The organism is Bradyrhizobium sp. USDA 4341 (genome assembly GCF_054063755.1).
On sequence record NZ_JBSSGO010000002.1, the window covers coordinates 649,749 to 675,643 of the forward strand.

General features: G+C 63.9%; 24 protein-coding genes. 13 read left to right on the top strand and 11 right to left on the bottom strand.

The window, feature by feature from the left end:
* Window positions 1-3: 3 nt before the first annotated feature.
* From ACVIGB_RS08790 to ACVIGB_RS08805, 4 genes are all read right to left on the bottom strand, one after another.
* Window positions 4-1,398, bottom strand: a complete 1,395-nt coding sequence (locus ACVIGB_RS08790; protein WP_456722964.1) for a pyruvate dehydrogenase complex E1 component subunit beta — start codon at window positions 1,396-1,398, stop codon at window positions 4-6.
* A gap of 45 nt (window positions 1,399-1,443) precedes the next feature.
* Entirely contained in the window at window positions 1,444-2,463 is a 1,020-nt protein-coding gene (gene pdhA, locus ACVIGB_RS08795; RefSeq protein ID WP_092114549.1) for a pyruvate dehydrogenase (acetyl-transferring) E1 component subunit alpha, read from the bottom strand.
* Window positions 2,464-2,669: 206 nt separating this feature from the next.
* On the bottom strand, window positions 2,670-2,987 hold the full coding sequence (locus ACVIGB_RS08800; protein WP_092114550.1) for an FtsB family cell division protein: 318 nt from the start codon (window positions 2,985-2,987) through the stop codon (window positions 2,670-2,672).
* Between the two features lie 167 nt (window positions 2,988-3,154).
* Entirely contained in the window at window positions 3,155-3,706 is a 552-nt protein-coding gene (locus ACVIGB_RS08805; RefSeq protein WP_092114551.1) for an NADPH-dependent FMN reductase, read from the bottom strand.
* Window positions 3,707-3,956: 250 nt separating this feature from the next.
* On the opposite strand from ACVIGB_RS08805, the gene ACVIGB_RS08810 reads away from it, so the two are divergent.
* Window positions 3,957-5,072 (top strand): D-alanine--D-alanine ligase family protein, encoded by a 1,116-nt coding sequence (locus ACVIGB_RS08810; protein ID WP_456722963.1) that lies wholly within the window; start codon window positions 3,957-3,959, stop codon window positions 5,070-5,072.
* Window positions 5,073-5,183: 111 nt separating this feature from the next.
* Here ACVIGB_RS08810 and ACVIGB_RS08815 read toward each other — a convergent pair whose 3' ends face one another.
* Entirely contained in the window at window positions 5,184-6,323 is a 1,140-nt protein-coding gene (locus ACVIGB_RS08815) for a zinc-binding dehydrogenase (protein ID WP_456722962.1), read from the bottom strand.
* 48 nt (window positions 6,324-6,371) lie between these two features.
* Entirely contained in the window at window positions 6,372-7,655 is a 1,284-nt protein-coding gene (eno, locus tag ACVIGB_RS08820; RefSeq protein WP_176531090.1) for a phosphopyruvate hydratase, read from the bottom strand.
* Between the two features lie 121 nt (window positions 7,656-7,776).
* Here eno and queF point away from each other — a divergent pair, with 121 nt between their 5' ends.
* The 3 genes from queF to ACVIGB_RS08835 all read left to right on the top strand — a co-directional run bounded on the left by queF (window position 7,777) and on the right by ACVIGB_RS08835 (window position 9,182).
* Window positions 7,777-8,253, top strand: a complete 477-nt coding sequence (gene queF, locus ACVIGB_RS08825; RefSeq protein ID WP_194454218.1) for a preQ(1) synthase — start codon at window positions 7,777-7,779, stop codon at window positions 8,251-8,253.
* Between the two features lie 339 nt (window positions 8,254-8,592).
* Window positions 8,593-8,766, top strand: a complete 174-nt coding sequence (locus ACVIGB_RS08830) for a DUF1059 domain-containing protein (protein ID WP_312001179.1) — start codon at window positions 8,593-8,595, stop codon at window positions 8,764-8,766.
* A 119-nt stretch (window positions 8,767-8,885) separates the two neighbouring features.
* Window positions 8,886-9,182 carry a DUF718 domain-containing protein gene (locus ACVIGB_RS08835; protein ID WP_456722961.1) on the top strand — a complete coding sequence of 99 codons (297 nt, stop codon included), beginning with the start codon at window positions 8,886-8,888 and terminating at the stop codon, window positions 9,180-9,182.
* Window positions 9,183-9,286: 104 nt separating this feature from the next.
* Here the strand turns inward: ACVIGB_RS08835 and ACVIGB_RS08840 are convergent, their stop codons facing one another.
* On the bottom strand, window positions 9,287-9,493 hold the full coding sequence (locus tag ACVIGB_RS08840) for a hypothetical protein (RefSeq protein ID WP_456722960.1): 207 nt from the start codon (window positions 9,491-9,493) through the stop codon (window positions 9,287-9,289).
* 46 nt (window positions 9,494-9,539) lie between these two features.
* Between ACVIGB_RS08840 and ACVIGB_RS08845 the strand changes: the two genes are divergently transcribed.
* The 3 genes from ACVIGB_RS08845 (at window position 9,540) to ACVIGB_RS08855 (ending at window position 14,458) form a co-directional block, all read left to right on the top strand.
* The gene (locus ACVIGB_RS08845) at window positions 9,540-12,599 is read left to right on the top strand and encodes a hypothetical protein (protein ID WP_456722959.1); all 3,060 of its coding nucleotides are present in this window, start codon (window positions 9,540-9,542) and stop codon (window positions 12,597-12,599) included.
* A 272-nt stretch (window positions 12,600-12,871) separates the two neighbouring features.
* A complete protein-coding gene (locus ACVIGB_RS08850; RefSeq protein ID WP_456722958.1) occupies window positions 12,872-13,234 on the top strand; it encodes a response regulator in 363 nt (120 codons plus the stop codon).
* A gap of 696 nt (window positions 13,235-13,930) precedes the next feature.
* Window positions 13,931-14,458, top strand: coding sequence for a hypothetical protein (locus ACVIGB_RS08855; protein WP_456722957.1), 528 nt, complete (start codon window positions 13,931-13,933; stop codon window positions 14,456-14,458).
* Between the two features lie 65 nt (window positions 14,459-14,523).
* On the opposite strand, the gene ACVIGB_RS08860 is transcribed toward ACVIGB_RS08855, so the two are convergent.
* Complete coding sequence (locus ACVIGB_RS08860) at window positions 14,524-15,732, bottom strand: MFS transporter (RefSeq protein WP_456722956.1); 1,209 nt, start codon at window positions 15,730-15,732, stop codon at window positions 14,524-14,526.
* A 15-nt stretch (window positions 15,733-15,747) separates the two neighbouring features.
* Window positions 15,748-16,605 carry a 3-deoxy-8-phosphooctulonate synthase gene (gene kdsA, locus ACVIGB_RS08865; RefSeq protein WP_456722955.1) on the bottom strand — a complete coding sequence of 286 codons (858 nt, stop codon included), beginning with the start codon at window positions 16,603-16,605 and terminating at the stop codon, window positions 15,748-15,750.
* A gap of 164 nt (window positions 16,606-16,769) precedes the next feature.
* On the opposite strand from kdsA, the gene ACVIGB_RS08870 reads away from it, so the two are divergent.
* Window positions 16,770-17,105 (top strand): PAAR domain-containing protein, encoded by a 336-nt coding sequence (locus ACVIGB_RS08870; RefSeq protein ID WP_456722954.1) that lies wholly within the window; start codon window positions 16,770-16,772, stop codon window positions 17,103-17,105.
* A 55-nt stretch (window positions 17,106-17,160) separates the two neighbouring features.
* On the opposite strand, the gene ACVIGB_RS08875 is transcribed toward ACVIGB_RS08870, so the two are convergent.
* A complete protein-coding gene (locus ACVIGB_RS08875; protein ID WP_456722953.1) occupies window positions 17,161-18,105 on the bottom strand; it encodes a LysR family transcriptional regulator in 945 nt (314 codons plus the stop codon).
* A gap of 141 nt (window positions 18,106-18,246) precedes the next feature.
* Between ACVIGB_RS08875 and ACVIGB_RS08880 the strand changes: the two genes are divergently transcribed.
* The gene (locus ACVIGB_RS08880; protein ID WP_456722952.1) at window positions 18,247-19,329 is read left to right on the top strand and encodes an alkene reductase; all 1,083 of its coding nucleotides are present in this window, start codon (window positions 18,247-18,249) and stop codon (window positions 19,327-19,329) included.
* Between the two features lie 93 nt (window positions 19,330-19,422).
* On the opposite strand, the gene ACVIGB_RS08885 is transcribed toward ACVIGB_RS08880, so the two are convergent.
* On the bottom strand, window positions 19,423-19,749 hold the full coding sequence (locus tag ACVIGB_RS08885; protein ID WP_092114564.1) for an NIPSNAP family protein: 327 nt from the start codon (window positions 19,747-19,749) through the stop codon (window positions 19,423-19,425).
* 237 nt (window positions 19,750-19,986) lie between these two features.
* Here ACVIGB_RS08885 and ACVIGB_RS08890 point away from each other — a divergent pair, with 237 nt between their 5' ends.
* From ACVIGB_RS08890 to ACVIGB_RS08905, 4 genes are all read left to right on the top strand, one after another.
* Window positions 19,987-22,824 carry a DUF3857 domain-containing protein gene (locus tag ACVIGB_RS08890; RefSeq protein WP_456722951.1) on the top strand — a complete coding sequence of 946 codons (2,838 nt, stop codon included), beginning with the start codon at window positions 19,987-19,989 and terminating at the stop codon, window positions 22,822-22,824.
* Window positions 22,825-22,956: 132 nt separating this feature from the next.
* Window positions 22,957-23,631, top strand: a complete 675-nt coding sequence (locus ACVIGB_RS08895; protein WP_456722950.1) for a response regulator transcription factor — start codon at window positions 22,957-22,959, stop codon at window positions 23,629-23,631.
* Window positions 23,628-25,007: a sensor histidine kinase gene (locus ACVIGB_RS08900; protein WP_456722949.1), complete on the top strand. Its 1,380-nt coding sequence runs from the start codon at window positions 23,628-23,630 to the stop codon at window positions 25,005-25,007. The genes ACVIGB_RS08895 and ACVIGB_RS08900 overlap by 4 nt, the downstream gene beginning before the upstream one ends.
* A gap of 222 nt (window positions 25,008-25,229) precedes the next feature.
* A complete protein-coding gene (locus ACVIGB_RS08905; protein WP_456722948.1) occupies window positions 25,230-25,895 on the top strand; it encodes a class I SAM-dependent methyltransferase in 666 nt (221 codons plus the stop codon).

The window sequence follows — 25,895 nt, forward strand, 5'->3', positions numbered from 1 at the left end:
GCGTTACCGGTACGACACGGCCTTGGCGGCCGCGACCACCTCGGCCACGGAGGGCAGAGCGAGCTTTTCGAGGTTCGCGGCATAGGGCATCGGCACGTCCTTGCCCGAGACGCGCGCGACCGGCGCATCGAGATAGTCGAAGGCATGCTCCATGATGCGCGAAGCGACCTCGGAGCCGACGCCGCTCTGCTGCCAGCCCTCCTCCACCGTCACCGCACGGCCGGTCTTCTTCACCGAGTTGATGATCGTGTCGGTGTCCATCGGACGGATGGTGCGGAGATCGATCACCTCGGCCTCGATGCCTTCCTTGGCGAGTTCATCGGCCGCCTTCAGCGCATAGGACATGCCCATCGCCCAGGAGACGATGGTGACGTCCTTGCCAGCGCGTGCAATCCGCGCCTTGCCGATCGGCACCACGAAATCGGGCAGCTTCGGCACCTCGCCGGTGTGGCCGTACAGCATCTCGTTCTCGAGGAAGATCACCGGATTGGGATCGCGGATTGCGGCCTTGAGCAGGCCCTTGTAGTCGGCGGCCGAGTACGGCGCGACCACCTTCAGACCCGGCACCTGCGAGTACCAGGCGGCGTAGTCCTGGCTGTGCTGGGCGGCGACGCGCGCGGCGGCGCCGTTTGGGCCGCGGAACACGATCGAGCAGCCCATCTGGCCGCCGGACATATACAGCGTCTTGGCGGCGGAGTTGATGATCTGGTCGATCGCCTGCATCGCGAAGTTCCAGGTCATGAACTCGACGATCGGCTTCAGCCCGGCCATCGCTGCGCCGACGCCGACGCCGGCAAAGCCGTGCTCGGTGATCGGCGTGTCGATCACGCGCCGGGCGCCGAACTCCTGCAACAGGCCCTGCGTCACCTTGTAGGCGCCCTGATACTCGGCGACCTCCTCACCCATGATGAAGACGTCGCCGTCGCGCCGCATCTCCTCGGCCATCGCATCGCGCAGCGCCTCGCGAATGGTCTGGGTGACCATCTCGGTACCCGCCGGAATTTCCGGGTCGGGCAATGCCTCGCTGACCGGCGCGGCCGGCGCCTTCGCCGCGGGCTGCGGCGCTTCCGCCTTGGCTTCCGCAGCGGGCGCCTCCGCGGCCTTCGGCTGCGGCACTGGTGCGGCAGGCGCCTTGGCGAGGTCGGCGGCGCTTTCGCCGTCGGCCAGGATGGTGGCGATCGGTGTGTTCACCGCAACGTCGGCGGTGCCTTCCGGAATCAGGATCTTGCCGAGCGTGCCCTCGTCGGTCGCCTCGACCTCCATCGTCGCCTTGTCGGTCTCGATCTCGGCGATGACGTCACCGGACTTGATGGTCTCGCCTTCCTTTTTCAGCCATTTGGCGAGGTTGCCCTTCTCCATGGTGGGCGACAGCGCAGGCATCAGCACTTGAATGGGCATATCAGCTCCCGAAATCGGTCTTGAGATTCTTCTGCGCGGGTGGGGTCAGCGGTAGATGTCGGTGTAGAGCTCGGACGGATCGGGCTCCGGATCGTGCTGCGCGAAGTCAGCGGCTGCGTTGACGATCTCGCGCACCTCGGCGTCGATCGCCTTCAAATCCTGCTCGCTCACGCCTGCCGCCAGCAAGCGGTTGCGCACCTGCTCGATCGGGTCCTGGTCGTGGCGAACCTTCTCGACCTCCTCGCGGGTGCGGTACTTCGCCGGATCGGACATCGAATGGCCGCGGTAACGGTAGGTCTGCATCTCGAGAATGATCGGACCGTTGCCGCCGCGGCACCATGCCGTGGCCTCATCGGCGGCGGCCTTCACGGCGCGCACGTCCATGCCGTCGACCTGCCTGCCGGGAATGTTGAAGGAGACGCCGCGCTTGGAGAAGTCCTGCTGCGCCGAGGCGCGCGACACCGCGGTGCCCATCGCATAGCGGTTGTTCTCGATGACGTAGATCACCGGCAGCTTCCACAGCTCCGCCATGTTGAAGCTTTCGTAGACCTGGCCCTGGTTGGCCGCGCCGTCGCCGAAATAGGTCACGCTGACGTTATCGTTGCCGCGATAGCGGTTGGCGAACGCAAGGCCGGTGCCGAGCGACACCTGCGCGCCCACGATTCCGTGACCGCCGTAGAAATGCTTCTCCTTGCTGAACATGTGCATGGAGCCGCCCTTGCCGCGAGAATAGCCGCCGCGACGTCCGGTCAATTCCGCCATCACGCCCTTGGCTTCCATGTCGCAAGCCAGCATGTGGCCGTGGTCGCGGTAGCCGGTTATGACCTCGTCGCCCGGCTTCAGCGCCATCTGCATGCCCACCACGACCGCTTCCTGGCCGATATAGAGATGGCAGAAGCCGCCGATCGCACCCATGCCGTAGAGCTGACCGGCCTTCTCCTCGAAGCGCCGGATCAGGAGCATGTCCCGCAGAGCCTTCAGCTCCTGCTCCCGGGAGAATTCGGGCGGAGAGCCGGCCTTCTCCTGCCCTGATTCCTTTGCGACGGTTTTCTTGGGTGTGGCCATGGCAATTCCGGGTGAGAGAAGTCGAAGAACCCTCTCTAACCCAACTCAAATCGCCTTGGAAGGATTGCATTCGCCGGATGGAATTTTGCTATGCCGCACTGCAACGCGGCGCGACATTTTTGTGATGTTGATTGATCAATTTTGAAATTTGAAGAACGGGCGCGAGTTATTTTCGGACAAGCGCTGTCCAAAAATCACTGCCGGTGTCAGTTCGCCTTGTTGATCCGAACCAGATCGCGCGGATTGGCGTAGTCGAGCTGGAAGCGCGCACGCTCGTCCAGCATGTCGGGATCGACCCGGTCCGACCGCAGCAGCGACACCCGCTGCTCGCCCTCGGCCCGTTCCTTCTTCAGCCGCGCCAGCTCCGAAGTCAGCGCGATGATTTCCTGGTCGAGCTCCTGCCGCGCGTTCAGGCCGTATTTGCCGGTATAAGCGTTGACGCCGAAATAGCCGACCATCAGCGCCGCCAGCGTGTAGAGGGCGAGCCCGGTCAGAATCGATTTGAGGCGTGTGCGGGAAACCATGGCGGCGAAGATGCGGCCATGCGGTTAACGGAGTGCTAAACGAGAGCGTTTTCGAGCGGAGCCTGTCCCGGACTTGATCCGGGATGGATAGCGGTTCGCGCGCAGACAACCCGTCAAAACAACCAGCCTGGAGCCCCGCTCCGATTCAATCGGAACGGGGCGCCGGGTCAGCCGTTCTGCTTCGCGACGAAGGCGGCGAAGGCGTCGAGGTACTGCTGCAACACCGTCTTGAGCGCTTCCTTGGTCAGTTCGCCCTTGTCGTCGAAGGCGTCGCCGACGCCGTTGAGATAGGTTTCCGGCTGACCGAGGATCGGGCCGGAAATGCCCGGCAGGATGTTCTGCAGGTGCTTCGCCGCGCTGACGCCGCCGAGCGGGCCCGGCGAGTTGGAGACGATTCCGACCGGCTTGCCGATGAATGAACTCTTGCCGTAGGGCCGCGAGGCGACGTCGATCGCGTTCTTCAACACACCCGGAACCGAACGGTTGTATTCGGGGGTCACGAACAGCACGCCGTTCGACTTCTGCAGCTTTTCGCGAAAGGCCAACCAGTCCGCCGGCGGCGCCGCCTCGAGGTCCTGGTTGAAGAAGGAAATGCCCTCGAGGGTCGTCACATCGAGCTTCAGCGAGGCCGGCGCGAGCTTGGCCAGCGCATTGGCGATCTTGAGCGAGAAGCTCTGCTTGCGGATGCTGCCGACGATGGTGACGATGTTATAGGCCATTACAAGATTCCCCTCGGTTGCGCGTAAGACTGCTGCACTTCACCTACCGGCACGCCAAGAAAGATGCAAGTGCATGGATTGTCTAATTCCGGAAACGCAGCGTTTTCAAAATTGGGCTGGACGCGGACCCTCGGCCGTCCGGCCGGCCCCCGCAACACCGATGTAGACCTGTGTAACAAATTGCCGACATCTTCGTCCGAGCATACTGCCGCGGATTCCGCTTCCTCCGCCGAGGCCGAGAGACAAGACAATGCGAGAGCGCAAGATCCGGGTTGCAATCCTGTTCGGTGGCCGTTCCGCCGAGCACGACGTTTCGCGGGCGTCGGCAGCAAACGTGCTTCGCTCGCTCGACCCGGATCGCTATGACGCCACGGCGATCGGCATCACGCGCGATGGCCGCTGGATCGTCACCGACGCGGGAAACGGCCCCGGCACCGGGAGCGGCGCGCTGACCATTCCCGACCAGGGACCGCAACTCGCCTTGCTGCCGGGCGGACAGGGCCGCGTCGTGGTGCTTCAGGGACCAGCGGCGGGACCAACGGAATTGCCGGCGTTCGACGTCGTCTTCCCGGTCCTGCATGGACCGAACGGCGAGGATGGCACGGTGCAGGGCGCGCTGGAATTGTTGGATGTCGCCTATGTCGGCTCGCGCGTGATGGGCTCGGCGGCCGGCATGGACAAGGACGTCGCCAAGCGCCTGATGCGCGAGGCGGGCTTGCCGATCGTCCCCTTTGTCGCGATGTCGGCCGTGGCCCCCATCAGCTATGACGACGCGGTCAGCGCCGTCGGGTCGCAGGAGGTCTTCGTCAAGCCCGCCAACATGGGATCATCGGTTGGTGTGTCGAGGGCGCGCACCGCGGAGGAGTTCGAGGCCGGCTGCAGACTGGCGTTCCGCTTCGACACCAAGATCCTGGTCGAGCGGGGTGTCGCGCCGATCCGCGAGGTCGAGTGCTCCGTGCTCGAGGATGCCGAGGGCCGCGTCCGTGCCTCCCAGCTCGGCGAGATCGTTCCGTCCGACAAGCACGGCTTCTATTCCTACGACGCGAAGTATCTCGATGCGGACGGCGCGCTGCTGCAAGTGCCGGCCAACGTGCCGGCTGCCGTTGCCGAAACCATCAGGGAGCTCGCCATCAAAACATTCGGCGTGCTCGGCTGCGAAGGCATGGCGCGGATCGACTTCTTCCTGCACGGCGAGCAGGCGTTCGTGAACGAGGCGAACACCCTGCCCGGCTTCACCAACATCAGCATGTATCCACGGCTATGGGAGGCCAGCGGCCTGCCGCAATCCGAGCTGATGGATGTGCTGGTCGGCCACGCCCTGGAGCGTCACAAACGCTCCAGGAAGCTGGCATTCGAGCGCGAGTAGAGCGTTTTCGAGCGAAGTGGGTGCCGGTTCGCGTGAAGAAAACGCGTCAATGCAAGAAGCAGGAGCTTCGGTTCTGATTCAATCAGAACCGAATGCTCCAGACGCGGTTCGTTACGCGCCCTTGTTCGGGTTGATCAGGAATTTCTCGCCGGTGGCGCGCTTGCCGTAGACCGCGATGTTGTCGAGCTGCAGGGTCTCCTGCAGCGACACCACCTTGGTGTAGTGGCTGGCGAACGTCGTCTTCAGCTCGGCCACCACGCGCTGGCGCAGCTTGTTGCCGGCCTCCGGGCCGATCTTCATCAGGAACGGGAACAGCAGCCAGCCGCCGATGCCCCAGGCCATGCCGAAGCCGCGCGGGAGCTCGATCTCGCGGGTATCGAGGCCGCCATAGACATAGACCTGCTTGTGCACGTTCGAGCCGTAGCGGCTGTAGACCTTGGCGGTCTTGTTGATCGCGGTTTCCATCGCGACCAGGATCTGGCCCGCGAGCTTGCCGCCGCCGATCGCATCGAAGGCGATGGTCGCGCCGGTCTCGACCAGCGCGCCGGTGAGCTTGTCCATGAAATCGGGCGCGCCGGAATCGACGACATGTTTGGCGCCGATCTTGTGCAGGATGTCGGCCTGCTCCTTGTTGCGCACGATGTTGACGAGGCCGATGCCGTCCTTGAGGCAGATCCTGTTGAGCATCTGGCCGAGGTTCGACGCCGCCGCCGTGTGCACCAGCGCCTTGTGCCCCTCGCGCCGCATCGTCTCGGTCATGCCGAGCGCGGTCAGCGGATTGACGAAGCAGGACGCGCCATCCGCCGGCGTGGTGCCGTCGGGCAGTGGCAGGCATTCGTTGACGCGCAGCGTGCGGTATTGCGCATACATCGCGCCGCCGATCATCGCGACGGTGCGGCCCATCAGCGCTTTCGCAGCGTCCGACGAGCCGGTCCTGATCACGACGCCGGCACCTTCATTGCCGACCGGCATCGACTCGTCGAGTCGCGCGGCGAGGCCGGGCAATGCCGCTTCCGGCACGCGCGCGGTCACCACAGGCAATTCCTTGCTGCCGGTGACCTTTGCCGCCGCCATGTTGGCCGGGCCGATCAGGAGCCCGAGGTCGGACGGGTTGATCGGGCTCGCCTCGACCCGGACCACGACCTCGTCGGGACCGGGCTCGGGGGTCGGGACATTGACCAGCGACAATTCCAGTTCGCCATCCTTCTTGAGCAGCGAACGCAGCTGCAGACCGCTCTTGCCGTCACTCATCCCGACCTCCCTTTTTTGCGTCTTGTTCAGTCCCGATCAGTTGGGGCGCTAGGCCAGCGCCTTCAAGGCCGCCCTGCCCGCGTATTTCGCCTGGGTGCCGAGCTGCTGCTCGATGCGCAGCAGCTGGTTGTACTTGGCGGTGCGGTCGGAGCGCGCCAGCGAGCCGGTCTTGATCTGCCCGCAATTGGTGGCGACCGCGAGGTCGGCAATCGTGGAATCCTCGGTCTCGCCGGAGCGGTGCGACATCACGGCGGTGTAGCCGGCCTTGTAGGCCATCTCGATCGCCGCAAGCGTCTCGGTCAGCGTGCCGATCTGGTTGACCTTGACCAGGATCGAATTGCCGCGGCCGTTCTTGATGCCGTCGGCAAGCCGCGTGACGTTGGTGACGAACAAATCGTCGCCGACCAGCTGGCACTTCTTGCCGATCGCATCCGTCAATTCCTTCCAGCCGTCCATGTCGTCTTCCGACATGCCGTCCTCGATCGTGACGATCGGATAGCGGGCGACGAGATCGGCGAGATACTTCACCTGCTCCGAACGCGAGCGGGTCTTGTTCTCGCCGCCATAGACGTAGGCGCCTTCCTTGAAGAATTCGGTGGAGGCGCAGTCGAGGCCGAGCACGACGTCGTCGCCCGCCTTGTAGCCGGCCTTGCCGATCGCGTTCATGACGAACTCGAGCGCGGCGTCGGCCGACGGCAGGTTCGGTGCGAAGCCGCCCTCGTCGCCGACGTTGGTGTTGTGGCCGGCCTTCTTCAACTCGCCGCGCAGCGTGTGGAAGATTTCCGAACCGCAACGCAGCGCCTCGGCAAATGACGTGGCGCCGACCGGCAGGATCATGAATTCCTGGAAGTCGATCGGGTTGTCGGCATGCACGCCGCCATTGATGATGTTCATCATCGGCACCGGCAGCGTCCGCGCCGAGGTGCCGCCGACATAACGATACAGCGGCATGTCGAAGGATTCGGCCGCGGCCTTGGCGCAGGCCAGCGACACGCCGAGGATGGCGTTGGCGCCAAGCCGGCTCTTGTTCGGCGTGCCGTCGAGCTCGATCATGATCTGGTCGATTGCGACCTGCTCCTCGACGGCCTGGTCGCTGAGCGCCTCGAAGATCTCGCCGTTGACGGCGGCAACCGCCTTTTCCACGCCCTTGCCGAGATAGCGCGACTTGTCGCCGTCGCGCAGTTCCACCGCCTCATGGGCGCCGGTGGAGGCGCCCGACGGCACCGCCGCGCGGCCGATTGACCCATCTTCCAGCACCACATCGACCTCGACCGTGGGGTTGCCGCGGCTATCCAGGATTTCGCGGCCGATGATGTCGACGATGTCAGTCATGAGTACCTCTTGTGGCAGTGAGGGGGTCGGATGGCGGTGCTTCTAGCGCAATGCATCGAGGGGGAAAAGGCCGGGTGACGGACGCCCGATCATAGGCTAGGAGACCCCACGGAGACCCCGAATGGCGAAGAAATCCAGCAAATCAACGACCTCCCCCGGCCTGCAACTCGGCCGTGCGGTGGAATGGCCCGACGCGCCGGAAAAGGCGCAGCTCGACCGCGTGCCCAATCCGCAGGCTGGTACCGATTATCTGGTACGCTTCACGGTGCCGGAATTCACCTCGATCTGCCCGGTGACCGGCCAACCGGATTTCGCGCATCTGGTGATCGACTACGTGCCGGGCCGCTGGCTCTTGGAATCCAAATCGCTGAAGCTGTTCGCCGCGAGCTTCCGCAATCACGGCGCATTCCATGAGGATTGCACGGTCATGATCGGCCGGCGGATATCAGACGAGATCAAGCCGAAATGGCTGCGCATCGGCGGCTACTGGTACCCGCGCGGCGGCATTCCGATCGACGTGTTCTTCCAGACCGGCCGGCTGCCGAAGGGTCTCTGGGTTCCCGATCAGGGCGTCGCGACTTATCGCGGGCGGGGATAGGTCGGGCCCCCTTCAGTCCGCCACGTCTGCTGATCCTCGGAAACCGGCGCAGAAGCCGACATGCATGTCGGCCTTGGGCCAGGAACTGACGTGGCGCTCCCTTCGATGTGTGATATGTTCGATAACGGCTGCTCCGATAATGGCTGCGCCAATGTGGCCGAAGCGACCACGATCGAAGACGATTGGCACGCTCGTTATGGACGGCGCGTAAGCTGGCCGGCCATGAGCTATCATTTGAAGAAGTCAGGCATAGTGAGCAGACGCAGGCATTATCGTGAGTGGGAGTAGTTCAGCACGGCGAATAGTATACTCGTATTGACGGAGGCAGATTTGGGTAGAATGTTTTTGGATTGCCGAGATTACCCAAGTGAGATGAACTGCACGATCGCGATTTCAGCTGATACTCAAAAGGAACTTCTGGAAGCCGCGGTACAACACGCTGTCGCGGTGCATGGCCATCAAGATAGTCCAGAATTGCGCCATGAATTGGCGAAGATGATAAAAACCCAGTAGGCGGGCCAATCGGTCCGTGACCGCCACGAAGCGGAAGTGAATGCATGCGCTTTCAAGCTGCGCGACCCACGTAAGCGCGCTTCCTGTACGGGAGCATCTCAGTGCTTTGGGAGAAGACGGTGACCGCTTTCAATGCTGTGCGTTTTCGAGTGAAGCCGGGGCGCGATCAAGAGTTCTTGGACGCTCACAAGACAATTGGAGCAACCTGGCTGGGTTTATTGCATGCCAGCATTATTAAGACCGGTGACCGTTCCTACTGCATTATCGCTGAGTGGCAAGATATGGACGCGTGCATCGAGGCGCGGCCAGCCATGATTTCCACGCTGAATTCTTTTCGCGACACGCTCGAAGATCTCGGCAACGGTCTCGGCCTAACCGATCCGGTTGCGGGTCCGGTCATCTCATCCCTGAAATGACGGTTGTGGGAATAAGCGGGCCGAGATGACCTGAGGGATCGCCAGGGCTCGACGTCTAGCGGCGCGTCGGCATCGGCCGGACGCGGCTGCTTCAGGAATCTCGCTCAGATGAAGCCGAGCACGACCATCGCGACGGCCGAAACCAGCGTCGCTGGTCTTGCCTTGCTGATTTTCGCAGCAACAGTTTCGTGATGCGCGCGGAACACGCGCGAAAGCGCTTGAGCTATCGGGACGATTCGCAATCGCGAAAAGGTTCCGCCATCGTTGCAAAAATTCGCGCGGCCAATCGTCACATCCACGTCGTGCACCACGCGTTTCCTCCCGTTTCCAAACATTGCAAACCCATGGAGGGTCGACATGGTCACGATCAGCGGGATGAAGACGTTCGCGTCGGGGACATCGATTGGCGCGACGGCTCCGGATTCCATCACGACGGCAAACGGAACGATCTTCGTCGAATACGGCAATGGCGCGGATTCGACCGGTGCCGGCGGCTCGAGCACGATCGTGCAATACGACAACAGCGGCAAGGTCGAGCGGACCTACACGATCGCCGGGTCGGTCGACGGACTGAAATACAACCCTTACACCGGTCAGATCTGGGCGCTGCAGAACCAGGATGGAAACTCGACACTGACGCTGATCGATCCCGTCACGCACAAGGTGACCGGTCCGCTGAATTTTGCCAATCCCTCCGCGACCAGCGGCTACGATGACGTCGTGTTCGACGGCAACAGGGTCTTCCTGAGCTACACCAATCCGAACGGCGCCGGCGATCCGACGCTGGTGGAATTGCTGAACGGCGACCATCCGAGCGGCACACTGCTGACGACGACGATCCTGACCGACGGCGCCACCGGCCTCGACACGGTGACCGGCAAGACCGAGCTCGTTCCGCAGTCCGATCCGGATTCGCTGAAGCTCGCCGCCAATGGCGATCTGATCTTCTCCAGCGCAGCCGACGGCTCGATCATCGATATTCAACACCCCGGAACGGCCAGCCAGGCGATTTCATTCACGCCGATCGCCGGAATCCCGGCGGCCTCCTTCGGCAATGCCGGCCTCGATGACGTGATCAAGCCGAGTGCGACCGCGGGCACGTTCTACATGACCGATACGAAATCGGGGAACGTCTACTCATTCCACGCCAGCGGCCTCAACACCAACGACTACTACGCCGCGGTCGCCAGTCTCGGCGGCTTTGGCCAGGTCGATCCGACCACCGGCGCCTTCACGCCGATCGTCACCGGGCCAAATTTTTCCGCCGCGCACGGCCTGCTCTTCATTCCCGACAAGAATGCGCCGCAGGTGGCGCATGTCGATGCGATCCATACCTTCGCCAGCGTTCCAAACGGGGTGACCGGACTCGACTCGATCACGATCGCCGGCAAGTACGTGTTCGTGGAGTACGGCAACGGCGTCGACTCGACTGGAGCAGTGCCCGGCGACAGCACGATCATCCAGTATGATCACGCCGGTCATTTCGTGCACGCCTATTCGATCGAGGGATCGGTCGATGGACTGAAATACAATCCCGAAACCGGCATGGTGTGGGCGCTGCAAAACCAGGACGGCCGTTCCTCGCTGTCGCTGATCGATCCCAACACCCAGACAGTGACGGCTCACTTCAACTACGCCAATCCGTCTACCTCGCGCGGCTATGACGACGTGGTGTTCAAGGGCAACGAGGTGTTCCTGAGCTACACCAACCCGACCGGCAACGGCGATCCGACCATCGTCAAATTGCTGAACGGCACCAGCCCGAAGCCCGGCGACCTCCTCACCACCGCTCCCGTGCTGCTCGACGGCGCGATCGGCTACGACACCGTCACCGGCAAGATGGAGCTGGTGCCGCAGACCGATCCGGATTCGCTGAAGCTCGCCGCCAATGGCGACCTCATCTTCTCCAGCAACGCCGATGGCGCGATCATCGATATCCAGAATCCCGGCACCTCCAAGCAGGCAATTGCCTTCACCCCGATCCAGGGAATTCCTGCGGGCTCGATCGGCAATGCCGGCCTCGACGACGTCATCAAGCCGAACGCGACGTCGGGCACGTTCTACATCTCTGACGCAAAGGACGGCCACGTCCTGTCGGTGCATGGGAGCGACCTCGATCCCAACGCTTACTATGCATCCGTCGGCGCGCTCGCTGCCTTCGGTCAGGTCGACGAGAACACCGGTGCGTTCACCGCGCTGGTCTCACAGGATAATGCACCGGGCTTCAGCTTCGGCTCGCCGCATGGCGTGGTGTTCATCCCCGACAAGAACGCAGCGCCGTTTCCGCATATCGACAGCGTCAAGACCTTCCAGGCTCCCACCGACGGATCGACCCAGCCGGATTCCGTCACCACCGCGCACGGCTCGACCTTTGTCGAGTATGGCAATGGCGCGGATTCGACCGGCGCCGGCGGCTCGAGCACGATCGTCCAGTATGACAAGCACGGCGACATCGAGTTCAGCTACTCGCTGTCGGGATCCGTCGATGGCCTGAAATACAACCCGGTAACGGGCGATATCTGGGCATTGCAAAACCAGGATGGCAATCCCACCCTGACGCTGATCAACCCGGAGACGCATGCGGTCTCGGCACCGCTCAGCTATGCCGATTCGTCGGCCAGCCGTGGCTATGACGACGTCGTGTTCAAGGGCGACAAGGTGTTCCTGAGCTTCACCAACCCGGTCAATCCGGGCGATGCGACCGTGGTCCAGCTCCTCAACGGCGATCATCCGACCGGCACGCTGACCACCAAGCCGATCCTCGAATTCGGCGCGACCGGGCTCGACACCGTGACCGGCAAGATCGAGGTCGTGCCGCAAAACGATCCCGACTCGCTGAAGCTTGCGCCGAATGGCGATCTGCTGCTGTCGAGCGGCGACGACGGCACCATCATCGACATCAAGGCCCCCCGGAACCGCCCACCAATCGGTGTCATTCACGCCGATAGCCGGCGTCGGCGCCAAGGCCGGCCTCGACGACGTCATCGAGCCGGGCGCCAAATCCGGTACCTTCACCCTGACCGATACGGCGACCAACAAGGTCTTTTCGTTCCACGCAACAGGGCTGAACCCCGACGATTTCTATGCCTCGGTTGGAAGCCTGAAGGCGTTCGGTCAGGTCGACCCGCACACCGGCACCTTCACGCCGCTGCTGTCCGCCGACAACGCGCCGGGATTCAACTTCAGTTCGCCGCATGGCGTCAGCTTCACGCCCGATCCCTCGCCGGCTCCGGTTGCGGCCGACCACGGCGGCCCATGGGTCAGCACCGCCGGCGATGGCTTCGCATTTGCCAGTGGCGGCCACACCGGCGATGCGGCCAACAACGCCCCGCACGGCTTCTTCGGAGGTGCCTCAGCCGCGGACACGCTTGCGCAGCTTGCGTCCGATATCTCTCAAACGGCGCATGGCGGCCCTGAGGTGGAACATGACGTTTCGGCGATCTATGCCGCGATGGGCATGCACACCTTCCATCTGATCTAGCGTCGGAAACCCATGATGGGCTGCGAGGGGATGCGACGTTCCTCTCGCAGCTCCGCTCACTCTGAGCGGCTCGCGAGCGCGTCTGCCGGGCGCGTCTGCCGTGGCGAAGCGAGATTGTTGAGTAGCCAACAGGAACTGAGCCACCAATGCCGAATTAGCCTAGGTCAATTTGCGTCCCACGCAAATCACAACCGGGCTTGCACATTCGATGACACGCTCGGCCGTTCTCGTCGTCGAAGACGATTTTCTGATCCGCATGCAGGCAGCTGACATGGTCGAGGCCGCTGGGTTCCACTCCATTGAAGCTGGGAACGCCGATGACGCGATAGCGATCCTTGAAACGCGTGACGACATCCGGGTGATTTTCACCGATATCCAGATGCCCGGCTCGATCGACGGCTTGAGGCTTGCGCATGTCGTCCGCCATCGTTGGCCGCCGATTGCGATCATTGCCACGTCGGCCACCGACGTAATCCTCGACGACCTCCCGGCCGGCGGTCATTTCATTGCCAAGCCGTACAGCCTCGCCGACGTCGGGATGCACCTCCGGCAGGTTACGGCTGACCAATAGTGGGGATTGCGCGCCGGCGTTGCCTGGACGCCAATTGGTTGCTGCGGTCCGGCATGTGATCAATGCGCGAGAGATCAGGATGTACGGCCTGTCATGACTCGGCTCCGTTGTCGAACATGTTGCGAAAGCCTCGCGGCAGCCGCGCCTCGGCTTCAGGCTTATTGCAATGAGGACATGGCGACCCGGCCCCACAACACGTGCAGGCGTCGGGACCTGTCCATGGCTGATCCTCGTGACTCTCACAGACCCAGCGCGTGTCCTCACAAAGGATGCAATGACCGATCATGACAGCTCGGCGGACGTGCGGAACAATCGCCAGCCCAAATAGCTAAAGGTGCCGGACCATTGATGCACCAATCTGGCGCAATGAACGCAGTGAAACTTTCCACTGCGATCATTGCGATCCTGTGAGGCCTCATATGTGGCGCCACAGCTCTCGCAGGAAAAATATACTGAAATGTGAGGTAAACTGATCATTTGGCTGCGCTGCTCCCTGAGTGGGGCGAAAGCGCAACCGGCGTTCTCATCACCGATAGAAGCCACGGGCCGGGCGGCGATGCGGAAAGCATACGCCGATCCGGCTGGCAGCGATAGGGCCACGATCAAAAGCGATGCGGTGGACATCCGGTCTGAACACCGACGGATGTCTCGTTCAAGGTCGAGACCACCGTTGAAGCCGCTTTGCGGCGACATTCGATGTCACGGTATCCGCACCTGGCATTTCAAACACTGAAAGCAGCAGATCTCCGGATCAATGCACGCGAAGCCGGCTGGCACATGGTCGGCGCGCGTCCCACTATCGCCTCTCACATAAGCATAGCCATCTGCCTGAGACAGAATAGCTACGTCGATGCTCCCGCAGCGTGGGCACTCCAGGTCTACGGTCCATCTATCGCGCGCGACCATGGGTCAATATTGCCTCGTTGGAGCGACGTTGATCAGGCTTCGGTGTCGAGCTTTGCCATGATCACGTTAACGGTGGGGCTGATTGTTGCCACCGACGAGACATTGCAGCTCCGGCGCCAGACGACCACAGCGACCAAGCAGAGCAGAAGAAACAGCGTCACGATGACCGGCGGCACAATTCAGTCGGTCAAGCGACGTCCGGACAACGCGCACGCTCCTTCATCACCACGGCGGGAGCGTTCGTTACCCTCGGTCACCGATAGAGGCCGCGTTGGAAGCACGGTGATAAGGCACGGTACGCGCATCCTGTTCGAATAGCGAGCACTAAGGCGACTGAGCGACACAATGCCTTGATGCTTGTGTGTTCATAACCTGAGGGTTCGCTAGGGCTCGACGTCCGGGCGCAGGTCGGCATCGGCCGGTCGCCGCTGCTTCAGGAATCTCGCGCAGATGAAGCCGAGCACGACCATCACGGCGGCGGCGGAAACGAGCGTCGCGGTCTTGCCGGCATGTTGCAGGCCGAAGCCATAGGCGATCGGGCCGACGGTTTGCCCCATGAAGAAGAAGAACGAGTGCAGCGACAGCGCGGTGGCGCGGGCCTCGACCGACAGCTCGCTGGCGAACACCTGCAGGCAGCCGTGGATCATGTAGAAGCCGAGGCCCATCACCAGGAGGCCCGCCATCTGCAGCTTCCAGTGCGGCCCGAAGGCGACGCCGACGAGCTGGATGCCGACCAGCGTTGCGCCGACGACCATCATGCCCCTCATGCCGATCAAAGGCAGCAGGCGCGCCACCGTCAGCGTGTAGAGCAATCCGCCGATCGCAAAGCCCGCGATCACGATGCCGGCGATCGAGAGCGAGGTCTCGCCGAGCTCGAACAGGAACGAGGCGATGAAGGGAAACAGCCCGAGCACGCAGCAGCCTTCGATGAAGACCGCCGAATAGCAGATCCGCGCGTTCGGATTGGTGAAGATGGTGCGATAGCCGTGACGCAGCGCCTTCAGGCTGGTGCGCGGCGGACGGTTCAACGCAGCGCCGCGGAAGCCCGCCGCAACCGCCAGTGCAACGATGATCACGAGGCCGCCAAGCACCGCGAGCACCCCGCGCCAGCCGAGGAAATCGCCGATCAGACCGGAGGCCGTGGCGCCGAGCAGGTTGCCGGTCATCGAGCCTGCGAGCGTTCGCCCGATTGCAAGCTGCCGCTTGTCGGGACCGACGAGATCGCTGGTCAGCGACAGCGCCACCGGAAACACGCCGCCCGAGCCGATGCCGGCGAGGACGCGGGTCACGAACAGCATCGGAAACGAGGTCGAGAGTGCGCCGAGGATGTTGGCGACGCCGAGCAGCCCAAGGCAGATCGTCATCAACCGCGCCTTGCCGAACAAATCGGCGGCGGCGCCGATCGCCGGCTGGACCGCGGCGAAGGTGAAGGCGAACACCGCGGCAAAGCTCGCCGCGGTCGCGATGCTGACGCCAAAATCCTCCGCGACATGCGGCAGCACCGGATCGAGCGCGCGCACCGACAGGCTCGCCGCGAAGGTCGCCAGCGTGATGACGTTGAGGGCCGGCGGCATGCCGCTCGTTGCGGTCATGTCGTTGTCCGCCGGTCAGGCTGCCGTCTTGGCGAGCGCGTCGAACTGCATCAGCCGCTTGACGAGGGATTCGAAGTCGCGGAGCGGCACCATGTTGGGGCCATCCGACGGCGCGTGATCCGGATCGGGATGGGTCTCGATGAACACGCCGGCAACGCCGACCGCGACCGCGGCGCGCGCCAGCACCGGCACGAATTCGCGTTCGCCGCCCGAGGACGTGCCCTTGCCGCCTGGCTGCTGCACCGAATGGGTGGCGTCGAAGATCACAGGCGCGCCGGTGGTGCGCGCCAGGATCGGCAGCGCGCGCATGTCTGACACCAGCGTGTTGTAGCCGAACGACGCGCCGCGCTCGGTGACCAGCACATTGGCGTTGCCCGCGCCGGTGATCTTGCTGGCCACGTTCGCCATGTCCCAGGGCGCCAGGAACTGGCCCTTCTTGACGTTGACGACCTTGCCGGTCGCAGCCGCAGCCAGCAGGAGATCCGTCTGCCGGCACAGGAAGGCCGGGATCTGCAACACATCGACCGCCTGCGCCGCCTCAGCGCACTGGTCGGGTTCATGCACGTCGGTCAGCACCGGCAGCCCGAGCGAAGAACGGATCTCGGCGAAGATCGGCAGCGCGTGCTTCAGCCCGATGCCGCGCGCGGCCGACGCGCTGGTGCGGTTCGCCTTGTCGAACGAGGTCTTGTACACCAGACCGATCTTGAGCCTGGCCGCGATCTCCTTCAGCGCGGACGCCACTTCAAGCGCATGCGCGCGGCTCTCGAGCTGGCAGGGACCGGCGATGATCGAGATCGGCAAGGCGTTGCCGAATTTCGCCGATCCGACGGCAACGATCGGCGCGGCGGCTGGCGCGGAAACCTGATTGGTCAAAATGCTGCATCCTTTTGCCGGCGACCATGCAATCCCGCGCGGGATGGATCAAGCCATCCCGCACGATGAGGGGGTTGCGCTGACGCCGTGGGTGGCCGTGCTATCACAATCCTGCCCCAACCGCCCCTATAGACTGGCGCGGAACAGATTCCCATGAGGAACGAATGCGCATCTCGCTGATGATCGGAGCTGTCGCAGCCCTTTCGGTCATGTCTAGCCTGACCTACGCCCAAACCGGCAGCCAGCCCGGCGTGGTCACCGGCGGCGCCGCAGGCGTCACCGTCAACGGCAAGCCGGCCGCGCGCAGCGGCGACACCACCAGCAATGGCGGCCCACTCGTCGAGGGCGTACCCAACGTCCTGATCAACGGCAAGCCGGCCGTGGTGATGGGCGATCGCACGCATTGCGGCGGCAAGACGACCTCAGGCAGCCACGGCGTCTTCATCAATGGCAAGCCGATGGTCCGTGAGGGCGATCAAACGTCGGGCTGCCCGCAATAGCGCGCATCTTGCCGCCCCGCGCGGCAGATCTGTGAGCGTCGTCCGCAGTGCCCAATCAAGAGGTCCGGCTTGCGGCAACCTGCACTATCTCATTTGAGCCCTCACCGCCCCGGCAGTTCTTGAAGAATTCGATCATCCATCGCGCCGCGGGTCCCGGCGGCTCGGCAACCCGGTAGGCCGCGAACATCGGCAGCGGCAGTCCTCCGGGCGGCGCCTCCTCGATTGCGAGTTCCACCAGCCGCCCCGCGGCGATGTCGTTTGCCACGGTATGATGGGGCATGCCTCCCCATCCAAGGCCGTTGAGAAGAAACGCGTGCTTGGCGAAGAGATCCGCCAGGCGCCACGTCGACGCGGACATCACGCCGATCTCGCGGCCCTGCGAAAGCGTCGAACGATCGGTCAGGACGAGTTGCACATGCCGCGCCAACTCCTCTTTCGGAATGACTCCCCGATAGGAGGCAAGCGGGTGGTTCGAGGCAGCCACGAACATGAACTTGATGTTGGTCACGCGCTCCTTGACCAGATCGCGCGGCAGCGACGGCAGTGAACCCACGATCCCGACGCTCACGCGTCCGTCGATCACCGGTTGCACCGCGCCTCCCAGCGCTTCGACATAGAGCCGCAGCGGCGTCGCCGGAAACTGGACCCGAAACTGCCGGGCAAATGCGGCGACGGCCTCGATCGGGAGAAATACGTCCACGACCGCCGTCAGCTCGGCCTCAAGCCCGCCGGCGATGCCTTTCGCGCGCGCCTTCATGGCGTCGACGTCGGTCACGACCGTCCGCGCGTCCGCCAGCAGGATGACGCCTTCCGTTGTCAGCTTCGGATAGCGGCCCGCGCGGTCGAACAAGACGACGCCGAGATGGGCCTCCAGGTTCAGGATTGCCTCGCTGACCGCCGATTGGGTTCGCTGCACGCGGCGTGCTGCGGCCGAGAAGCTGCCCTCATCGGCAGCGGCCACGAACATCCGCAGCTGGTCGAACGATACGCTCTCAAGCATCGTGGCCTCATATCGGCTGATCCGATAGATAGTATCAACATATACTGGCTACCGCCGATATAACCAAATCCTACTTCTGCCCTTGAAAGGCGACCTCGTCCTCGCAGCGAGGCGTCCGGAGCAAAGATAGGAACCCACAAAATGGCACTCGGCACGCAAAGATTTCTGCCCGTCCGTATCGGACGCAACACCCTGGCCAACCGGTTGGTCATGTCACCCATGACCCGAAGCCGCGCGGGACTCGATGGCACGCCGGGAGACCTCGCGGCCGAATATTACGCCCAGCGCGCCAGCGTCGGCCTGATCGTCACCGAAGGCACGCAGCCCTCGGATGACGGCCAGGGCTATCTCGCCACGCCCGGCATCTACACGGCCGCACACATCGCCGGCTGGAAGAAGGTGACGACGGCCGTGCACGACAAGGGCGGCCACATCTTCATCCAGCTGATGCATGCGGGACGCATGTCGCACCCCGACAATACGCCGCATCATCGTCAGGGCGTTGCCCCGTCCGCCATCGCCCCGGGGGCGCCGATGTTCACGGCGACGGGGATGAAGGACATTCCGGTGCCGCGCGCGCTGTCGATCGAAGAGATCCGCCAGACGGTCGCCGATTTCCGTCATGCGGCGCGCGCCGCCATCGAGGCTGGTGCTGATGGCGTCGAGATCCATGGCGCGAATGGTTATCTCATCCAGCAGTTCCTCGCGCCAAGCGCCAACACGCGCACCGACCAATATGGCGGCTCGATCGAGAACCGCGCGCGCTTTGCGATTGAAGTCGCCACCGCAATTGCAGCGGAGATCGGTGCGGACAGGACGGCAATCCGTTTGTCGCCCGGTTCAAATCTCGGCGGCATCGACGAAGGCGCGGACGGCCCTGCCCTGTACCGTTACCTGGTCGCCGAACTCGACAAGCTTGGCCTTGCCTACCTTCACGTCCTTCACAACGGCGACGACCGCCTGGTGGCTGACCTGCGCGCGCTGTGGAAGCGGCCCCTGATCCTGAACCGTCCCGGTCATCCCGCCGAGCAGATCGGCGCCGATCTCGCGTCGGGCCTGGCGGATCTTGAAGCCTACGGACGGTTGGTCCTCGCCAACCCGGATTTCGTCGCGCGGCTGAAGACCGGCGCGCCGATGAACGACGCCGATCACACCACCTTCTTCGGCGGCACGGCGCGCGGCTACACCGATTATCCGGTGCTTGCGGCCGCTGCGATGGCTTGACGGTCGATCCCTTAGAAAATGCCCAAGGAAAAGGAAACCTCCGGCAGACCGCCGGAGGTTTTCCTCAATTGCACGCGCCCTCGTTCGGCAACGTCACTTGACCGCCGAGAACGACGTCGGCACCAAGAGCTGGTTGACGATGTTGAGAACGATCTGGCCGTCCTCCTCGGTCTTGGCGCGCGCGGTGATCCATTCCGGATCGGTCTGGAACGCGGTCCATTTCTTCTCGCGCTCGGCAAGCGATTCCCAGGCCAGCAGATAGGTCAGTTCCTGGTTGGATTCACCGACCAGCGTCGTGAAGAAGCCGGCCTGCTTGATGCCGTGCTTGTCCCACAGCTTCAGCGTGATGGTCTCGAAGCGCTTCAGCAGCGCCGGCAGCCGGCCCGGCAGGCAGCGATAGACACGCGTCTCGTAGATCATTGGTGATCCTCCCAGATCCTGTTCGCGAAAGGGCGCAAGTTCTGACAACAAACCCGGGTCAAGTCAAAATCGCCAAGTCAAATTGACGTGGTTCAGCCCCTCGCCGCGAGCATGGCCCGTCCGCAGGCGCCGCACACCTTCACATCAACTTCACCTCGCCGACAAACCTGGCCGCTTGCAATAATTGCCGGCCCGTCCGCCATCATCTATACAACCCCTAAGTGAAGGAGGTGGCGAATGTATCTCATGAGATCGTTGCGCGTTGGCTTGTTGCTGGTGGTTGCACTCGGATGTCTTTTGGGATGTCATGGCGCCGCGGCCCAACAGGCGACCGATAACGGGCTCAAGGAAGTCCAGCTCGGCAAGGATGCATTTACGCTGGGCGATCCGGTGCCGGCATGGGTTGAGCAACTGCCGATCCCCGAGGTCCCTAAGACCGTTTCATTGCCGGTGGTCATCCGTCTCGCTGACAGTCAATACCTGCTTGGGAAAACTTCCGAGCTCTACTTTCGGCGCGCGATGCAGATCAACGATGCCGCAGCGCTTACGGCGGCCGGACGCCTTTCGATCGCATTCGCCCCTGAATATGAGCATGTCCGGCTTCACACGATCCGCATCTTTCGCGGACAGGAACAATTCGATCGGACGCTGACATCCAACATCCGCTTCCTGCAGCGCGAGCAGGATCTCGAGCGCGGCGTCTATAGCGGCCGGGTGACCGCCTCCATCTTGATCGACGACCTGCGCGTCGGCGACACGCTCGAGATCGCCTATACGAGCTCCGGTCAAAATCCCGTGTTCGGCGGCAAGGCCTTCGGCGCGGCGCCGTGGGACCAGAACGCACCAACCTTGCGGCGGCGGGTCGTTCTGAACTATCCAACCGACCGATCGATCGCCTGGCGCGTGGTCGGCGACCGGCCGCTGCCTCCTCTCACCCCAACCGAATCCGTGCGCAACGGATTTCGGCGCGTCAGCTTCGACCAGCAGCCATTGCCGGGATTTCCCGGAGAGACGATGGCTCCGCCCGACTTCTTCGGGCTTCGCTTCGTGCAATTCACCGAGTTTGCGAGCTGGAGCGATGTCGCTGGCTGGGCGAGCAACCTGTTCGAGGCGAGCGCGCCAAAGGACGGCGAGTTTCAGGACGTCGTGAAGCGGATCAAGACGCTGCCGTCCGAGCCGGCCCGCACCATGGCCGCGCTCGAGTTCGTGCAATCCCAGATCCGGTATTTCTCGGTCGCGCTCGGCGAAAGCTCGCACCGGCCGACCCAACCCGACGAGGTGCTGCGGCGCCGCTACGGCGACTGCAAGGACAAGTCGCTGTTGCTGGTCGCCCTGCTCCGCGAGCTCGGCATCACGAGCCGGCCAGTGCTGCTGCAGATCGGACGCCATGGCGGGCTGGAGAAAACGCTGCCCAGCCCGCAATTCTTCGATCATGCCATCGTCGAGGCCACGGTCGGTGGCAAGCCCTATTTCCTCGACCCGACGCGGCTGGGACAGCATGGCGAGCTCGACCGGGCGGGCCAGGCGCATGTCGGGGTCCAGGTCCTCGTCGCGGCGCGCGAGACCGATGCCGTCTCGCGCGTTCCCGCCGACACCGGCGATATCGTCGGCAATGAAATCACCGAACGGGCAACGCTGGCCAAGTTCGGCGAAGAAGGTCAGCTCGACGTCCGGCGCGTCTGGCGCGGGCTTGGCGCCGAGCAACTCCGCGTCGTGCTTGAACGGGCATCGCACGACCAGACGACCAGGTTCGTCCGGGATGCCCTGGAACGCCGCTATCCCGGCGCGACGCTGGTCGGCGAACCGGTCGTGCAGAACGACACCGCGAAGAACGAGCTCTCGATCTCGGCGCACTACAGGATTCCGAAGCTCGCCACGGAGGTGGAAGCGAACTGGGTCGTCAGCTACGCGCTGGACAATATGCAGAATGTCCTGATCGCCTCGCAGTCGGCAAACCGCACCACGCCGCTGCGGATTCCAGGCTTCCCGTTCCACGGCAAATACAGTTTCGAGATAAACTTTCCCGAACAGGTCAGCGCCAGCATCGACCCGCGCGAGCACACCATCTCCAACAAGTATTTCAACGCCACGGTCACCGAATATTTTCGAGGCAGCAACGCCAGGAAGACCGTCGAGCTGAAGACGCTGCAGCCGTCGGTCGAGCCGGCGGATTACCCCGGCTATGCCGAGGACCTCCGTTCGCTCCACAAGGCGATCGGCGGCGCTTTTGCGGTCAACAAGGCGATGCTCAACAACAATGCCGCCAAGGCGGATATCGCGCACCGTCTGCATGAGCAGCACGAGGAGATCATCAAGAAGACCACCGAAAGCATCGATGGCGGCAAGCTCACCGGCAGCGATCTGGCCAACAGCTATTGCCTGCGCGGCCACGCCAGAGCCGACCTCGACCGCGTTGACGAGGCCCTGCAGGATGCCAACACCGCCGTGCGCCTCGCGCCGACCGCCGCGAACATCCTGACGTGCCGCGCCAGCATCTATTTCCAGTCGGGACAGTTCGACAAGAGCGTGACCGACTACTCCAACGCGATCGCCCTGGGCGGCGGCGCCGACGGCCTCGCATTCCGCTGGCGCGGCGTCTCGCGGGTCTATGCCGGCCGGATGCAGGAGGCCATCGAGGACTTCGCCAAGGCGAGCGAACTGGGCGACCGCGAGGCCCGGCTCTACAGCGACATGTGGCTGGTTGCGACCTACGGCCGCCTCGGCAAGCCAGTTCCTGCCGACTTGGTCAAGCGCGCCGGGGCCGAAGCACAAGGTGACTGGCCGCGTGCCGGCCTGGCCATGCTGGCGGGCCTGATGTCACCGGACGACCTGCTCAAATCGCTCGAGAAAAAGGCCGGCGACGAGCACCAGATGGCGCTCGCGGAAGCCTATTTCTATATCGGCCTGCGCAACCTCGCACTCGGCGACACCACGCAGGCGCAGGCGTTCTTCCAGAAGACGCGCGATATCGGCGTAATCGAGTATGTCGAAAATGACTGCGCTGCGTTCGAGCTCGACCGTCTGAAGAAGCTGGGCGCGACGACGTCAGCCAAGCCAGGTGCGGTCGCCCACTGATTTCGGGACCGAACAGCGTCCCCCGGGCCGCACCATACCCCGATACTGCGCGATGTGGGCGCCGCACCCGCAATGTTGTTGCAATGTTACTTGCCCTACAACCGGCCGTACGGGAACTGGACCCAAAGGCATATGCGGATACTGCTGGTTGAAGACGAGGCCGAAATGGCGGCGGCGCTGTCGCAGGCGCTGAAAGGCTACGACATGGTCGTCGATCATGTGCCGACCCTTGCCGAGGCTGAGGAAGCGATTTCCGCCGACGTGCATGGCGCCGTCCTGCTCGACCGCCAGCTCCCCGACGGCGACGGCCTCACGCTGATCCCGAAGCTGCGCGCCAAGGCCGACGGCGTTCCGATCATCGTGCTGACCGCACGCGGCGATCTCGCCGACCGCATCACCGGCCTCGACAGCGGCGCCGACGATTATCTGGCCAAGCCGTTCGCCGTCGAGGAGCTGTTGGCGCGGCTGCGCGCCGTGCTGCGCCGTCCCGCCGGCGTGCAGTTCGAGATCATCAAGGCCGGCCGGATGGCGTTCGACTGCAGCCATCGCGAGGCCAGCGTCAATGGCTGCCCGCTCGAGCTGCCGCGACGCGAGCTGCTGGTGCTGGAGACGCTGCTGCGCCGGATGGGCCGCACCGTGCTGCGCGCGACGCTCGAGGAAGCCGTCTACAATTTCGAGGACGAGATTCAGTCGAACGCGCTCGATGCCCACGTCTCGCGGCTGCGCCGCAAGCTCGCCGACTCCGATGCCGGCGTCGAAATCCACAGCATCCGGGGCGTGGGCTACCTGCTGAAGCAGGTATCATGAGCCAACCCGCCGATCACTACTGCCTGCGCTCGCAACTGAGCTGGCGCCTGGTTGCGCTGCAGGCAGTCCTGCTGACGGGACTCGTGCTCACGGTGCTGGGCGCGCTGTGGGCCTCGGGTTTCCTGCTGGTCAACCGGGATGAAGATCGGGTCATCGACGTCGTGCAATCGGCCGTCGCGCGCAACGCGCAGGGCGAACTCGTGCTGCGTCCGACCGACGATCTCAGCAAGCTGCGCGCCGAGATTCCCGATCTCTGGTTCGCGGTGCGGGACCGCGAGGGGCACACGCTCTCCGAAGGAGACGTGCCGCCCGATTTCGCGCGGATCGGCAATGCCCTCGATCATATCAGCCAGGCGCGGCTCGGTTACCAGATGCTGGAGGACAGTCCCGGCAAGCCGGCGGCGCGGCTGAAGCGCGTCAACACGGATGCCGGGAACGTCCAGATCCTCACCGCGACGCAAGGCCGGATGACCGGGACCAAGGCGCTGTTGGTGATGGCGCTGACGTGCCTGGGCAGCACCCTGCCCGGCCTGTTGCTGATGGCGTGCGCCACCTTCATCGCGACGCCAATGGTCGTGCGGCGCGCATTTGCGGGCATCGACTCCACTGCCGACGAGGCCCGCCGGATCGATTTCCGCCAGCGCGGCAGCCGGTTGTCGGCCGACCATTTGCCGCTCGAAGTCGCGCCGCTGGTGAGCGCCGTCAACGATGCGCTGAAGCGGCTCGACGACGGCTATTCGCGCCATCAGCGCTTCGTCGCGGACGCCGCGCACGAATTGCGCACGCCGATCGCGATCCTCAACACGCGGCTGGAGTCGCTGCCGCCGGGACCCGAGAAAACCCGCCTGCTCGAGGATGCGGCACGGCTTGCGACGCTCGCCGAGCAGCTCCTCGACATCCAGCGTTTCGACCAGTGCCGCAATCCGTTCGGCCGCGTCGATCTCGTCGCGGTCGCGCGCAATGTCGCCGCCGACCTCGCGCCGCTCGCGATCGCGGCCGGTTACGAATTGTCGCTCGATACCGCAACCGATCGGGTCGAGACGCTGGGTGACCGCGCTGCGCTCGAGCGTGCGCTGACCAATCTCGTGCAGAACGCCATCCAGCATGGCGGCCGCCGCGGCACCATCACCATCCATGTCGGTAGCGCCGCGACGATCGACGTCACCGATGAAGGCAACGGCATTCCGAAGGATGAGCGCACGCGGATCTTCGATCCGTTCTATCGGCTTGCGCCGCTCGATCGCGGCGCCGGCCTCGGACTCAACATGGTGCGCGAGATCGCAAGACTGCATGGCGGTCACGTCTCCGTGCTCGATGGCCCGAAGGGTGGCGCGAGCTTCCGTCTCACATTACCGCCGGCGCCGTTCGCATCGTGATGCCACAGCGTTTTCGAGCGAAGCCTGTCCCGGACTTGATCCGGGATGGGCACCGGTTCGCGTGAAGAAAACGCATCAAAGCTAGAATCCAGAGCTCGTTCCGATTCAATCGGAACGGGCTCCCGCAACATCGCGCAATGTTGTCGCAATGCAGGCCCCGCAAAGAAGAGAACGCGCCGCGCAATCGAGTCGAGGCGCGGCGACACTTTGCTGGGAATCCCAATGTCACATGATCTCCTGTCTTTCTTCACGGCGTGGATGGCAGCCCCCGGCCGCGTCGGCGCCATCGCGCCCTCGGGCACAGCGCTCGCCGAACTGATCACGCGCGACATCAGCGCCAAGACCGGTCCGGTGCTGGAGCTCGGTCCTGGAACGGGCGCCTTCACCTATCAGCTGCTGAAGCGCGGGGTGCGCCAGCAGGATCTCACGCTGATCGAATACGGTTCGGATTTCATGCGGCTGCTGCAGCTCCGCTTTCCCGGCGCGCGCGTACTGTGGATGGACGCCGCGCGGCTGGCCTCGGAACGGCTGTATGACGGCGCGCCGGTCGGCGCCGTCGTCAGCGGATTGCCGCTGCTCAACATGTCGCCGCGCAAGGTGATCTCGATCGTCAGCGGCGCATTCAGCTACATGCGTCCGAATGGCGCGTTCTATCAATTCACCTACGGCATGCGCTGCCCGGTGCCGCGGCCGATTCTCGACCGGCTCGGCCTGCGCGCCACGCTGGTCGATCGCGCCATCCTCAACGTGCCGCCCGCCGCGGTCTACCGGCTGACGCGACGCCCGCAATACAAGCTGATCACGCGCGACGTCACCCCTGCCGCCGATGCAGGCGTCTCACCGATCAAGAAGGAACGCCGGGCCAGCAAGGACTGCGCCGCCGTGTGA

Coding starts and splice junctions, on each gene's coding strand:
- ACVIGB_RS08790 (WP_456722964.1), bottom strand. CDS start 1,398: ATGCCCATTCAAGTGCTGATGCCTGCGCTGTCGCCCACCATGGAGAAG.
- pdhA (WP_092114549.1), bottom strand. CDS start 2,463: ATGGCCACACCCAAGAAAACCGTCGCAAAGGAATCAGGGCAGGAGAAG.
- ACVIGB_RS08800 (WP_092114550.1), bottom strand. CDS start 2,987: ATGGTTTCCCGCACACGCCTCAAATCGATTCTGACCGGGCTCGCCCTC.
- ACVIGB_RS08805 (WP_092114551.1), bottom strand. CDS start 3,706: ATGGCCTATAACATCGTCACCATCGTCGGCAGCATCCGCAAGCAGAGC.
- ACVIGB_RS08810 (WP_456722963.1), top strand. CDS start 3,957: ATGCGAGAGCGCAAGATCCGGGTTGCAATCCTGTTCGGTGGCCGTTCC.
- ACVIGB_RS08815 (WP_456722962.1), bottom strand. CDS start 6,323: ATGAGTGACGGCAAGAGCGGTCTGCAGCTGCGTTCGCTGCTCAAGAAG.
- eno (WP_176531090.1), bottom strand. CDS start 7,655: ATGACTGACATCGTCGACATCATCGGCCGCGAAATCCTGGATAGCCGC.
- queF (WP_194454218.1), top strand. CDS start 7,777: ATGGCGAAGAAATCCAGCAAATCAACGACCTCCCCCGGCCTGCAACTC.
- ACVIGB_RS08830 (WP_312001179.1), top strand. CDS start 8,593: ATGTTTTTGGATTGCCGAGATTACCCAAGTGAGATGAACTGCACGATC.
- ACVIGB_RS08845 (WP_456722959.1), top strand. CDS start 9,540: ATGGTCACGATCAGCGGGATGAAGACGTTCGCGTCGGGGACATCGATT.
- ACVIGB_RS08850 (WP_456722958.1), top strand. CDS start 12,872: ATGACACGCTCGGCCGTTCTCGTCGTCGAAGACGATTTTCTGATCCGC.
- ACVIGB_RS08855 (WP_456722957.1), top strand. CDS start 13,931: ATGTCACGGTATCCGCACCTGGCATTTCAAACACTGAAAGCAGCAGAT.
- ACVIGB_RS08860 (WP_456722956.1), bottom strand. CDS start 15,732: ATGACCGCAACGAGCGGCATGCCGCCGGCCCTCAACGTCATCACGCTG.
- ACVIGB_RS08870 (WP_456722954.1), top strand. CDS start 16,770: ATGCGCATCTCGCTGATGATCGGAGCTGTCGCAGCCCTTTCGGTCATG.
- ACVIGB_RS08875 (WP_456722953.1), bottom strand. CDS start 18,105: ATGCTTGAGAGCGTATCGTTCGACCAGCTGCGGATGTTCGTGGCCGCT.
- ACVIGB_RS08880 (WP_456722952.1), top strand. CDS start 18,247: ATGGCACTCGGCACGCAAAGATTTCTGCCCGTCCGTATCGGACGCAAC.
- ACVIGB_RS08885 (WP_092114564.1), bottom strand. CDS start 19,749: ATGATCTACGAGACGCGTGTCTATCGCTGCCTGCCGGGCCGGCTGCCG.
- ACVIGB_RS08890 (WP_456722951.1), top strand. CDS start 19,987: ATGTATCTCATGAGATCGTTGCGCGTTGGCTTGTTGCTGGTGGTTGCA.
- ACVIGB_RS08895 (WP_456722950.1), top strand. CDS start 22,957: ATGCGGATACTGCTGGTTGAAGACGAGGCCGAAATGGCGGCGGCGCTG.
- ACVIGB_RS08900 (WP_456722949.1), top strand. CDS start 23,628: ATGAGCCAACCCGCCGATCACTACTGCCTGCGCTCGCAACTGAGCTGG.
- ACVIGB_RS08905 (WP_456722948.1), top strand. CDS start 25,230: ATGTCACATGATCTCCTGTCTTTCTTCACGGCGTGGATGGCAGCCCCC.